We start from the raw sequence: 12,847 nt of genomic DNA on the forward strand, positions 1-12,847 counted from the left end.
CCCACTACTTAACCAGAGGCCTGGGGGTTGAACCATGGGACCAGCTTCGGGTTACGGCGAAGAAAAGAAGCGGCCCCGCAGGATTCTGCTGGACCGCCTAATTATACCGTCTGATCGCTTACTTGCTCACCGGAACCGCATCATAGTATTCCTCCAGCGTAATGCCCCGCTCCGCAATCGATGCGGCGATCTCCTTGCCTACATACCGGACATGCCAAGGCTCATAGATATAGCCGGTTATGGCCTCTTTGCCCTCCGGGAACCGGATAATATATCCGTATTCTGTGGCATGGTCCGCTAACCACAGCGCTTCCTTCGTACCGGCAAAGCAGCTCTCGGCGGCACACTTGCCGTCACTGCCGGAGAGGTCGATGGCCAGGCCGGTCTGATGCTCGCTGTGTCCGGGCACTGCACTGTAGGTGCGGGCCTTCTCTTCGCCGTCTCTTTTGACATAGTTGTTGAACAGTCTCCGCTGTGTCGCTTCCGAACGGTAGCCCGATACGCCGGCAAGATGAACCCCGTCCTGCTTCGCGGCAGCGACCATCTCCTCCAGTGCGGCGGCCGCCTCCCGGCGGAGCATCCGCTTCTCAATCTTCTCCGAGAAGATAAAAGGCACATCCGGGTAGACCAGATCAGCCGGCTTATATTCCTCCGGCAGACTGTACTGCTTATTGACCATGACCGTGATGCTGTCAGGATCGGCGACTACCATCTCTGCATCCGGGTTCCCTGGAGAGGGAGTATTTTCGGGTGAGGAATCATTGCCCGCGTTCTGTCCGCCCGGCTCTGCGCTTGGCAGCGGAGATGCATCAGGTCCAGAATCCGGCCCCGCTCCCAGGTCCGTACCTGTGCCTGCATTGGTTCCGTTCTCCGGGGAAGCGGATGGGGCGGTATACTTCCCGATTCCCCAGCCGACAGCGATAACGATGATGAGTAGAATAACAATTTTGGCGGTTTTGGACATACTTGATTAATCCTCCTATAGGTAGTGCACACAGCTTCGCTTCTGTACCTCTATCTTCTTGTATCGGTTGTTCCGGTATCTATTAGACAGGCCTAACGGTGAAAATGTTTCAATTGGATGATAATGGTGATGGGCGGCGGCATTGTGATCGGTTTTTCGATTACAATTGAGGACATTGAAGCTGCTGGCGGAAATATGAGATAACTCCTCATTTCCTCCCTAATAAATAATACCATAGAACAGCTGGCTGTCCGGCCAACTGCCCTATGGTAACAAAATTCCGAACCGGCTGTAAACCGCCTTTATCTGGAGGAGCCGCGTCCGCCGCGTGAACCGCCGCCGCCGCGCTTGCCGCGCGCGGAGCTTCCGCTGCTATTGCGCCCGCCGGTGCTGAAGCCGCCTTTGCCGCCCTTCGAGCCGCCGCGTGAGCCGCCGGCAGAAGCATCATGGCTGCGTGCCACATGCGCCCGGAATTTCGGGCTGGCCTGCGCACCGCCCGGGTTGTATCCCGCACCGGAGCCGGCCCCCTTGGAGGCGCCGTAGCTGAAGCCACCGGCGTCCGCGCCTCTGGACACGTTGCTGCTGTAGCCGCTGCGCTTGTTGCCCTCCGCAGGCGCGCCCCAGCCGCCTGCCTCCTTGCCGCCGCGTCCTCCGGCGGCATTGCCCCGCGCAGCCGCGCCAGAGCCGCTGCGCTTGTTGCCCTCCGCAGGCGCGCCCCAGCCGCCTGCTTCCTTGCCGCCGCGTCCGCGCCCGCCCGGACGCCCTGCGGCCTCCGCGCGCGGCGCACCGCCGCTGCGGCTCTGACCGCGGCCGCCGCGCCCGGCGCGCGCCGCTTCAGGCGCAGCGTTCTGCCGTCCGCCGCGCGGCGAGCCGCCGCCCTGCACTGAGATGAATTCGCCTGTGCCGAATTCATCCTTCTCATACCGGCGGCGGTCCAGCCGCTGGGAGATGCCGCGCTCGATGGCTTCGAGCCCGGCACGGTCGCGCGGCGAAGCAAACGTCACCGCGAGGCCCTTGCCTCCGGCGCGGCCCGTGCGGCCGATCCGGTGAATGTAGCTGTCCGGGTCCAGCGGCAGATCATAGTTGAAGACATGGGTGATCCCCTCCACGTCCAGACCGCGGGCCGCCACATCGGTAGCGACCAGCAGCTGCAGCTTCGCGTCGCGGAACCGCTTCATGACCGCCTCGCGCTTGGCCTGCGACAGGTCGCCGTGCAGCTCATCGCAATCATAGCCGGCCGCCTGCAGCGCTTCATTCAGCTTCGAGGCCCGGCGCTTGGTCCGGCAGAAGATGATGGCCAGATACGGGCGGTCCCGCTCGATCAGCGAGATCAGCGCTGCCTCTTTGTTGCGGTCCGAGCATTCCACCACCTGCTGGCGGATGTTATCCAGCGGAATCGGCGAGCCGCTTCTGATAATGATATCCAGCGGCTCCTTCATGTAGTTGGCAGCCAGCCGCTTGATCGGGTCCGGCATGGTCGCGGAGAACAGCATCGTCTGGCGGCGGTACGGCACCGACGTAATGATCGCCTCCACATCCTCCAGGAAGCCCATATGCAGCATCTGGTCGGCTTCATCCAGCACCAGCATCTTCACGCCGCCAAGGTCGAGCGTCTCACGGCGCAGGTGATCCAGCAGCCTTCCCGGCGTACCTATGATCAGATGCCGTCCGCCTTCCAGCTTGCGGAGCTGCTTCTCCACATCCTGGCCGCCGTAGACCGCCAGAATCTTCACTCCGGTATGGCGCGCCAGCTTGCGCGCTTCCTCCGTAATCTGCAGCGCCAGCTCACGCGTCGGCGCAAGGATCAGCGCCTGCGGATAAGCCGCCTCCACCCGGATCTTGTCCAAGATCGGCAGCAGAAAAGCCAGCGTCTTCCCCGTCCCCGTCTTCGCCCGGGCAATGACATCCAGCCCCTGCACCACAGGCGGAATCGCCTCCTCCTGCACCGGCGTCGGCTTGACGATGCCCTGCCCTTTGAGCAGATCGTTCAGCATTTCAGATACTCCTAATTCCTTGAAACTAGGCAATTGCTCCACCTCACTATTATTCCTGAATTTACATGCGTGTCTAACTTATATTCAATCCTAGAGCGGAGTAATGTACGAAAATGTCAGCTCCCAGCTGCACACGCAAGGTCCCTCTGCAAACAAAAGCGGAAGCGCCCCGTCGCCGGAGCCCTTCCGTCCATAGGCCCGCAAAGGCTGCGGTCGAAGTTCGGTTTCTGGGCAGCAGCGATCCACCGGACATTCAGACGGCACTCCATTTGCGTTCCATTACATTTGAATTGTGGCAAGTTATCCTTACCCATTGTACTTGATTGCGCGCCCTTTGTGTGCATGAGCGGAGAATATTTACGTTCCCCCTCTGAACAGCTAGAATCTCCCTGACTTCAAAATAGAGAACAGCAGCCACAGAATCATCAGCAGGGCGATGACCGAGCCGATCTCCACAATCGGGAAGTCCCAGAGCAGCGAGGGCTCGCCGCGCAGGGAGGAGGCGATAATCAGCCCGGCCATAATGATGCTGAAGGCCAGCAGCACGATACTGAAGGAGAGCCGGTTGCCGATCCGGCTGAATTTGTGCTCCAGCCCCTGCAGCTCGGGCACTCCGATCTCCACCTTCAGCTTGCCCTTACTGATCAGGGCCGAGAGCTGACGCGCCTGGGCGGGCAGCTCGACCAGGCTCTCGGCAAGGTCAGCTACCCCGCCCAGCAGCTTGCGCTGCAGGCGGCTGCCGCTGAAGCGCTGCTTCAGCAGCTGCCTGCCGAAGGGCTCAGCCATCTGCATAATGCTGAAGGCCGGGTCCAGGCTGGCAACCATGCCCTCCAGGGTCAGCATCGTCTTGCCCAGCATCGCCAGGTCCGGCGGAATGACCAGTTGGTGCTTGCGGGCAATGCCGAACAGATCATTCAGCGCCTTGCCGATGCTGACCTGCTTGAACGGGATATCATAATACTGCTCCCGCAGCCGGTCCATATCGTCATGCATGGCCGCGCGGTCGGCGTCCTCCGGGATGACGCCCAGACGCAGAATCGCCCGTACCATAGAATCGGTATTCTTGCGCATGAGCGCGATGACCAGCGCAGACAAGCCATCCTTCATATCCTCGCTGAGCCGCCCGACCATCCCGAAGTCAATCAGGGCCAGCTTTCCGTCCTCCAGCACCATTACATTCCCGGGATGCGGGTCGGCATGGAAGAAGCCGTGAATGAAGATCTGGTTCAGCATCATCTGCACAAACTGCTCAGCGATCGTCTTGAGCTTGAAGCCTGCCCCAAGCAGCTCCTCCCTGCGGTTCAGGGTGATCCCTTCCATATATTCCATCGTCAGCACCCTCGTGGAGCTGAAGTCCCAAAAGATCGTTGGGATGTATACATTATCTTGGGCCGACAGCTGTCCGGCTATACGTTCGGCATTGCGGCCTTCCTGGGAATAATCCAGCTCGGCCAGCAGGGCCCGGGAGAATTCCTCAATCATCCGGGCGAGGCCGTATTGCTTGGCCCAGTCCAGCCTGCGCTCGGCCAGCAGGCTCAGGTCCTTCAGAATCTCAAGGTCCCTGGTCATGGTCCGCATGACGCCGGGGCGTTGGATTTTGACGGCAACACTCTGCCCGCCATGCAGCACCGCCCGGTGAACCTGCCCGATGGAAGCAGCAGCAAGCGGGCTGTTCTCAAAATATTCGAAGACCGCATCAATCCGCTGGTCCAGTTCTTGTTCAATAATGTTGCGCGCTGTCTCCGCCGAGAAGGGCGGCACATTGTCCTGAAGCTTGACCAGCTCCTGGATGATCGAATCGGGCAGCAGGTCGGAGCGCGTGCTGGCCAGCTGGCCCAGCTTGACGAAGGTCGGCCCCAGCTCCTCCAGCACCCGGCGAATCCTTTCACCGAGCGTCACGCTCTCATGAACCTCCTGGGTAATAATCCGGCGCGGGAGCGACAAGAGATGATACAGTCCCAGTTCCTCCACCATATAGCCGAAGCCATGACGCATAAGCGCCATGGCTATTGCCCGGTAACGTCCGGCATGTCTGATACGGACCGCCATTTATTCCGCTGGCGTGTCCGGCGCAGGGTTCTCCCGGGGCGATGCCCCCTCCAGCTCGGCCACACGGCTCTCCAGCAAGGCAATGCGCGATTCCAATGCGGCGATGTCGGCCTGAACCGGCACCTTAAGCTCCTTCAGCACCCGCTGGACCTGCTCATGCACAGCAGATTTGAACGCTCCCCGTTCTTCATCCCCGCGCTCAATAAGCCGGTCTACCAGCGCCTTGGATTCGGAAGGCGCCAGCTCTCCCCGCTTGACCAGCTCGTCTACAACCTTCTCCACTTTCTCCTTACTGACAATGGTGAGGCCCACTCCTAAAGAAATGGCTTTCTTGAATAAATCACTCATGACAATTCCCTCCCAAAGATTGCAGTTATGGATAAAGTATACCCCTTAGCCCGCCATTTCACAAAATAACCCTGCAAAGCGGGGCTTGCAAACCTAATCTCACGATTATCTCGGAATCCGCGCGGCCCAGGTGGCCGCCTGCAGCAGCAGCCGGCGGACAGCCGGATGATGGAAGGTCGGCTCATGATGCCCCGGCATCAGGAAGACTACCCGCCCCTGGCCGTAGCTGTGGCACCAGGCCGCAGGCACCCGCTCGCCGTCTGCCTCGTACTCGAGCAGAATGGTCTTCTCGGTGAACGGATCGAACTCGAACCGGTACGGCTCTTCGTCAAGCTGGAAATCCTCAATACCCTCGGTGATAACATGCTCATGCACCTTGAAATCCAGCGTAGTATACGGCGGATGGCCGGTGAATCTTCCGCCGAATAACTGGGCCAGCTCATAACGCTTTGCCAGCGATATCCCCGTATGCAGGACAATCAGGCCTCCGCCTCCGCTGACATAACTGAGCAGACCCGCGGTCTGCTGCGGAGATACCGATTCATTCCATAACTCATTATAAGCAATACAGAGATCATATCCGGCCAGATGCTCGCCCAGCAGCAGCTTGCGGTTCTCCGAGCACTGTACCGTCAGCAGCTCATTCAGAATCCCGCTGACCTGCTTGTCCACTCCCTGCAGCGGGTGGAAACGGGGGTGTGTGTAATCTCCTAATAATAGGCACTTTCTCTTATCCATAGGGCTCCTCCTCAAATCTTATCTTTATAGTGATGCCATTCTTCACCGCCGGTTCGCCGCAAGATACTGCCCCAGGCTGACCAGCATACTGCCCATCCGCTCACGCTCCGGCATGATAATCCGTTGCACGCCCTCTTCCTTCAGCGCCTCCGAGGTCACCCTGCCGACAGACACAGCCAGCACCTTGTCCTCCAGAGCCTGAACAAGGGCTTCAAGCCGTCCCTGTTCCCGGGCATGCTGCGCCAGGAAGCGGAACTGCGGCGCGCTGGTGAACGCTACCGCATCCACCTGTCCTGTGGTAATCTCATTAAGCAGCTGCTCCAGCGCCCCCGGCTCAGGCTCGGTATACCGGTAGGGCTGCACACAGCCAACGGTAGCCCCCGCCTGCTCCAGCCACCCGGTGAGCTGCGGCGCGGTCTCCCCGTGCAGCTGCAGCATGACCCGCTTGCCCCGGAGATTCCACCCCTGTAAGCCCCGGATCAGGCCGGCATTGCTGCCGTCATCATCGCGCACCGCCGGCTCAAGCCCCCGCTTCTTCAGCGCGTTCACGGTCTTGTAGCCGCGCGCTGCAACCGGTGAGGCGGAGAGAACCTCCAGGAAGCGCTCCGCCATTCCCAGCTTCCCGGCCGTTTCGAACAGGGCTTCAAGCCCCATGCCGGTAGTCAGCACAGCCAGATCCGGCGGCTGCTCCACCCATGCCTTCAGCCCGTCATGCAAGGCGGCGTCATCCACGAAGGATGTTCCCTGAGCCGGACGGTGCAGGGCGGTCCCGCCCATATTCTCAACCAGCTTCGCCATTTCCTCCGCTTTGCGCGGACCGGCCAGGGCAACAGTCAGCCCCTTCAATTGCTCTGCCATCAACGATTCTCCCCTCATCACCCCGTATTGTTGCTTATCAGTATACTTGTAAAAGCAGGTAAAAGAAAAGACCGTTCCGGATTTTTCCCCTGAATCTGTTGCTTTGCAGAAGCCCGCCTGTGCACAACAAAAGACCGTCCGGATACGAACGGCCTCTCTTCAGGTAATGACCGGAACGCGGCCTCTAATTCTTACGCTGGCTCTTGCTCCGGCAAGCCGGGCACACACCGCCGAATACAACATGTGTATGGGTGATGGAGTAGCCGGTATCGGCTGCAACCGAGTCCATCCACTCCTGCGGCACCTGGCTCATCACCTCATCCACTGCGCCGCACACCTCGCAGATAATATGCTGATGGTCGTCCAGACGGGCATCGTAACGGCTCGCCGCCTCCCCCAGCTTCAGCTCGCGGATCATCTGCTTATCCGACAGATAACGCAGGGAATTATAGACGGTTCCATAGGCCAGGTTATGTCCCTGCTCAACGAGCCGGTTCATCACCTCCGCTGCGGTCGGATGGTCATGGGAATTACGAACGATATCATAAACGGCTTGGCGTTGAGCGGTTAAGTTCAGGGTCTTCATTGTAATCATCCTCTGACTTGTTTTTAGATCAAGTATAAATTCTGCTGCTGCCATCGTCAATCTGTTCCATTATTGTCAGCCTCTGCGGCCGCCCGGACGCTGCTTGATCATTCCCGGATATCTGGTACTTCCTGCCTCTTTTCATGCACCTGCTGCCGGGGGCGGGGGCGTTTCTTTTTACAAGAGAGTGGTAATAAATGAGATGGATACCGACTAGGAGGGATAACCTATGGGTTCACAGGAATATCATTCGCAAGGCCTGCCGCAATTTCCGGAATCCTTCTGGAGAGGCAGCACGGAGCTTCCGTCTTTTCCGAAGCTGGCTGAGAATCATGTCACCGACGTTGCGATTGTAGGGGCAGGCATTACCGGTATCACCACCGCGTATCTGCTGTCCAAGGCCGGATATAAGGTAACTCTGCTGGAGGCTGGCGGGATTCTCAATGGAACTACAGGGTTCACCAGCGCCAAAATCTCCGCCCAGCACGGAATGATCTACGATGATCTGCTGAAGCATTTCGGAGAAGAGCAGGCCCGGATGTATTATCAGTCGAACCATGAGGCCATGGAATGGATGATTGCCACTGCGGAGGAGCTCGGCCTGGACTGCGGGATGAAGCAGGAAGCCGCCTATCTGTACGCGGATAAGGAAGACGCGAAGAAGCTGAAGGAGCTGGAGGCCGAATTCGCGGCGTACCAGAAGCTGGGCATCCCCGGCGAATGGCTGGATGCGGTGCCGCTGCCGCTGGGCGCAGGCGGGGCGATCCGGCTGTCCGGGCAAGCCCGATTCCACCCGCTGCACTATCTGAAGGGGCTGCTGCAGGCAGTGCTGGACCGGGGAGGCCAGATCTATGAGCATACGACGATTGGCGAGCAGGTCGATACGGACGGGCAGCTCACGCTGCATACCGAGGGGGATCAATACGAGATCCGCTGCCGCCATGCGGTGTCTGCTTCCCATTTTCCCTTCTATGACGGCGGTTCCCTCTACTTCTCCCGGCTGCACGCTGAGCGTTCCTACTGCCTGGCCTTCGAGCCGGAGACCGATTATGAAGGCGGCATGTACCTGAGCGCCAGCGAGCCGACCCGTTCGCTCCGTGCGGTGGAGTGGGGGGACAAAAAGCTGGTGATCGCCGGCGGGGAGAACCACAAGACCGGGCAGGGCATCTGCACCTTCGGGCATTATGAGAAGCTGGAGCAGTTCGCGGGCGGGCTGCTGGGCATCCGCAGCATTCCTTTCCGCTGGTCCACCCAGGATCTGATCACGCTCGACAACGTTCCTTACATCGGCAAACGGGCGGAGGATGAGGAAATCTATATCGCCACCGGCTTCGCCAAATGGGGCATGACGAACGGAACGCTGGCCGCCCGCCTGATTGCCGACGGGATTATGGGCAACAGCAACCCCTATACCGGGCTGTATGATCCCACACGCTTCAAGGCGGTGCCGGCCATCAAGAACTTCCTTGTGCAGAACCTCTCTGTCGCCAAAGAGCTGGTCAGCGGCAAGGTGGAGATTGTCCACAAAAAGACGCGGGAGCTTGCGCCGGATGAAGGTGCAGTTGTCGTACATGACGGCAAACGCGTGGGCGCCTACCGCGATCCTGAAGGCAAGCTGCATCTCGTAGACAGAACCTGCACCCATATGGGCTGCGAATGCGAATGGAATGACGGAGAGCGCTCCTGGGACTGCCCGTGCCACGGCTCCCGCTTCTCCTATGAAGGCAAGGTGCTCGAAGGACCGGCCACGGTGCCGCTTAAGACTATTGAGGCGCAGGATGTGAACTAGGGCATGGCTTGTGCCGGGCTGGCCGGACTGCCCGGCGTGATTGTCCCGGGCTGCTCAGGTATAATAGCCTTAGCCTTATGTCTATCTTGCAGGTTGAAACTATTCTATTGAAGGAGCGTGACGGCAGGTTATGGATTTGAGAGGAACCAGTGTGGTCATCACAGGTGCAGGCAAGGGAATCGGCAAGGCGCTCGCCATGGCGCTGGCTAAGGAAGGTGCGAATTTGGGCCTGATCGCCAGGACTTCAGCCGACCTGGAAGCGCTGAAGCAGGCGCTGACCGAGGTGTACGATGTCAAGGTCAGCATTGCAGTCGCTGATATTTCCGTCCGGGAGGAGGCTGAACGAGCGGTGGCCGCTCTGCAGAATGATCTCGGCCCCTTCGATGCGCTGATCAATAACGCGGGCGTCGCCCGGTTCGGAACGTTTCTGGAGATGGACCCCGCCGACTGGGAACAGCATATGCAGGTTAATCTGTTCGGGGCATATTATGTGACCCGGGCGGCGCTTCCGGCGATGATTGAGCGCTCAAGCGGCAATATTATCAACATCGCCTCCACCGCAGGTGAACGCGGCTTCGCTACAGGCTCGGCCTACTGCGCCTCCAAGTTCGCGCTGATGGGCATGACCGAAGCCCTGGCCATGGAGGTCCGCAAGCACAATATCCGCGTCGTGGCACTAACCCCAAGCACGGTAAACACCGGGCTCGCTGTTGACGCAGGCCTGAAGATCGGGGACGAGGACCGGATGATGCAGCCGGAGGATGTGGCCGAGCTGACGCTTGCTGCCCTGAAGCTGCCCGACCGCGTTTTCCTGAAGACAGCCGGCATCTGGACCACCAATCCGCAATAATTACGCTGCAGCGCGCAAACGATGCAGTGTCCCAAGAGGAGGACTTACTATGCTGGTAGTGACGAATACGATTAGAATTAAGGAAGGACACGGGGATACGCTGGCCTCGCGCTTTGGCGCTGACAACGGGGTGCAGACCATGCCCGGCTTCATCCGCATGGAGGTCTGGCAGGGCGCGCCGAAGGATGGCATTGAGGAACTGAAAATCTGCACCGTCTGGGAGAGCGAGGAAGCGCTGAACGGCTGGACCTCAAGCCCGGCCTTCCGCGAATCCCACCGCGGCGCCGGACGCAATGAAGCCATTGTCGGCGCTTCGCTCGACAAGTATGAGCTGAAGCTAACCCGGACCCCGGACGGGCAGGCTTAAGTCTATACAGGAATGCCCCGTAGGCCAAGAAGGCTGCGGGGCATCTTTGTGTTTAGGTTTAATGATCTGAGGCCCGGGCTTCGCTGACCTCCTGATGCTTGCCCGGCCAGAAGGCTGCGCGGCCGAAGAGGACGGTAATCGCAGGCACCAGGAACGGGCGGACAACGAAGGTATCCAAGAGCACCCCGATTGCGGTGATTATGCCGAACTGCACCAGCACCTGAATCGGCAGGCTTGCCAGCACGGCGAAGGTACCCGCCAGGATGAGTCCGGCAGAGGTGATAACCGATCCGGTTTCATTCACCCCTTCGGCAATCGCGCGCTTCAGCGGCATGTGCTTACGCTTTTTCCAGATGTTCGAGATCATGAAGATGTTGTAATCCTCCCCGAGCGCGACCAGGAAGACGAACGAATAGAGCGGAATCGCTCCTTGAATCGCATCTGCACCGAGCACATAGTGAATGATGATCCAGCCGAGGCCCAGGGCTGAGAAGAACGACAGAATGACCGTACCTACCAGATAAATGGTCGCTACCACAGATCTGAGGTACGCCAGCAGCAGCAAGGTAATCAGCCCGATCACCACCGGTATAATCAGGTCGGTATCGCGTTCCCCCAGCTCCTTCGTATCGTATTGGGTCGCCGTCTGCCCGCTGATCCACACCTTGTCCTCCGGATTCTGGATGCCCGACTCTGCCAATGCCTGCTCCACCGTTGTCCGGAGTGCCGGAATGTGGCTCATCGCCTCCATGGAATACGGATTGTCCTTGAATTCAATATCATACCCGGCAATCTTCGCGTTGACTGCACCCGGCTGCGGGTCTGAGACTACATCCACATAAGACAGGCTACCCAGTACGGACTTCAGATCTTCTCCGCCGGACAGTCCCTCCGTGTCCACCATCAGCTTGACGGGTGCCAGCTCACCGGGCGAGAACTGCTCGCCGATCAGAGCAAAGCCCTCCCGCGACTCCATCGTCTTGGGGAAGGAGGACAGGATGTCATAGGTGAACCTGATGCCGCTGGAGAAGGAAGCCAGCACCCCGAGCAGCACCACGGTTACGCCAACAATTACCCACGGACGGGAAACGACAAGGTGTCCGATCCCTCTGCGTTTGCGCGTCTTCGGCTGCGGCACCGGCTTGCCCTTAGCCCGGGCGCGTTCCGCTTCCATCTCCGGGGTACGCGGTACGAACGGGAAGAACGAGGCCCGCCCGAAGATTGCCAGCAATGCCGGTACCAGCGTAAGGCTGGCAATTCCCATAATGAGAATGGAGACGCTGAACGGTACAGCGAAGCGGTGATAAGCGCCGTATTTCGCCAGCAGCAGGGCGAAGAGGGCCAATACCACGGTGAAGCCGCTCATCGCAATAGCCCCGGACGAATGGGAGATGGCGCTCAGCAGCGCGCGCCCCTTGCTCTCCTCCACCTTCAGCATCTGGCGGAAGCGTGCAATCATGAACAGGCAATAATCTGTTCCTGCCCCGAAGAGCAACACCGTCATGATCGATACGGCCTGTGAATCCACGGTAATCCAGCCCTCTCTGGCCATCAGGCCAAGGACCGGGCTGGTTACGCCGTAGGCGAAGCCCACCGCGACCAGCGGAATCAGGGCCAGGATCGGCGAGCGGTAGATCAGCAGCAGGAAGACCAGCACCAGAATTACCGTGGCAATCAGCAGCGACACATCGGCATTCTTGAACAGCCCGGTCGCATCGACCGAGATGCCGACAGGGCCGGATATCCGCAGGCTCAGGTCGCTGCTGTCCGGCGCTGCGGCCGAAGGATCGGCTCCAGTCTCTGTGCGGACCAGCTGCTTCAGGCTGCTTAGAGACTCGCCGAGCTGCTCGCTGTCTGCACTCTTGTCGAACAGCACCGGCGTCACCAGCGTGCTTCTGTCCTTCGACAAGGAGGCCTGCAGCGCCTGCGGCGGCAGCTTCCCGAGCGGCGGAACGAAGTTCTGATGCGCCAGCGGCTTCTGCTCCAGCTTGCTGTATAGGGCTGTTATATGTACAAGATCCTCTTCCGTGATGCCGCCCCCGCGATGCCATACTAATAGTGCCGGAACCCCGCTCCCGGAAGGAAACTCCTTCTCGGCAACTATCGAGCCCTGGACCGATGGGGCATTGTCCGGCAGATTGGAAGCATTATTGGCCACCTGTGAGTTGACCGAAGGCCATAGCATAGTCAGCACACCTACCACTGCAATCCACACCAGCAGCGTAATCCATTTCGTCTTGCTCCCTGCTACCCACTTTCCGTAGCCTGACATCCTATTTCATCCTTCCTTCCATCCGCCGGCCT

General features: G+C 59.5%; 11 protein-coding genes. 3 read left to right on the forward strand and 8 right to left on the reverse strand.

Going from position 1 to position 12,847, the window contains the following annotated elements:
- Positions 1-118: 118 nt before the first annotated feature.
- The 7 genes from MHI24_RS14240 to MHI24_RS14270 form a co-directional block, all read right to left on the reverse strand.
- The gene (locus MHI24_RS14240; RefSeq protein WP_340026242.1) at positions 119-964 is read right to left on the reverse strand and encodes a M15 family metallopeptidase; all 846 of its coding nucleotides are present in this window, start codon (positions 962-964) and stop codon (positions 119-121) included.
- A 302-nt stretch (positions 965-1,266) separates the two neighbouring features.
- On the reverse strand, positions 1,267-2,958 hold the full coding sequence (locus MHI24_RS14245) for a DEAD/DEAH box helicase (RefSeq protein ID WP_340026243.1): 1,692 nt from the start codon (positions 2,956-2,958) through the stop codon (positions 1,267-1,269).
- A 378-nt stretch (positions 2,959-3,336) separates the two neighbouring features.
- Positions 3,337-5,007 (reverse strand): AarF/ABC1/UbiB kinase family protein, encoded by a 1,671-nt coding sequence (locus MHI24_RS14250; protein ID WP_340026244.1) that lies wholly within the window; start codon positions 5,005-5,007, stop codon positions 3,337-3,339.
- Positions 5,008-5,355, reverse strand: coding sequence for a phasin family protein (locus tag MHI24_RS14255; RefSeq protein WP_340026245.1), 348 nt, complete (start codon positions 5,353-5,355; stop codon positions 5,008-5,010).
- A gap of 105 nt (positions 5,356-5,460) precedes the next feature.
- Entirely contained in the window at positions 5,461-6,093 is a 633-nt protein-coding gene (locus MHI24_RS14260; protein WP_340026246.1) for a ThuA domain-containing protein, read from the reverse strand.
- 42 nt (positions 6,094-6,135) lie between these two features.
- On the reverse strand, positions 6,136-6,951 hold the full coding sequence (locus tag MHI24_RS14265) for a uroporphyrinogen-III synthase (RefSeq protein WP_340026247.1): 816 nt from the start codon (positions 6,949-6,951) through the stop codon (positions 6,136-6,138).
- Positions 6,952-7,135: 184 nt separating this feature from the next.
- Positions 7,136-7,537 (reverse strand): transcriptional repressor, encoded by a 402-nt coding sequence (locus tag MHI24_RS14270; RefSeq protein WP_340026248.1) that lies wholly within the window; start codon positions 7,535-7,537, stop codon positions 7,136-7,138.
- Positions 7,538-7,766: 229 nt separating this feature from the next.
- Between MHI24_RS14270 and MHI24_RS14275 the strand changes: the two genes are divergently transcribed.
- From MHI24_RS14275 to MHI24_RS14285, 3 genes are all read left to right on the forward strand, one after another.
- Positions 7,767-9,326: an FAD-dependent oxidoreductase gene (locus MHI24_RS14275; protein ID WP_340026249.1), complete on the forward strand. Its 1,560-nt coding sequence runs from the start codon at positions 7,767-7,769 to the stop codon at positions 9,324-9,326.
- Between the two features lie 130 nt (positions 9,327-9,456).
- Positions 9,457-10,176 carry a 3-ketoacyl-ACP reductase gene (locus tag MHI24_RS14280; RefSeq protein ID WP_340026250.1) on the forward strand — a complete coding sequence of 240 codons (720 nt, stop codon included), beginning with the start codon at positions 9,457-9,459 and terminating at the stop codon, positions 10,174-10,176.
- A gap of 49 nt (positions 10,177-10,225) precedes the next feature.
- A complete protein-coding gene (locus tag MHI24_RS14285; protein ID WP_340026251.1) occupies positions 10,226-10,543 on the forward strand; it encodes an antibiotic biosynthesis monooxygenase in 318 nt (105 codons plus the stop codon).
- Between the two features lie 58 nt (positions 10,544-10,601).
- Here the strand turns inward: MHI24_RS14285 and MHI24_RS14290 are convergent, their stop codons facing one another.
- Entirely contained in the window at positions 10,602-12,815 is a 2,214-nt protein-coding gene (locus MHI24_RS14290; protein ID WP_340026252.1) for an MMPL family transporter, read from the reverse strand.
- Between the last annotated feature and the right edge of the window lie 32 nt (positions 12,816-12,847).

Origin of the sequence: Paenibacillus sp. FSL K6-1096 (assembly GCF_037977055.1) — a bacterium.
Classification (GTDB): Bacteria; Bacillota; Bacilli; order Paenibacillales; family Paenibacillaceae; genus Paenibacillus_AQ.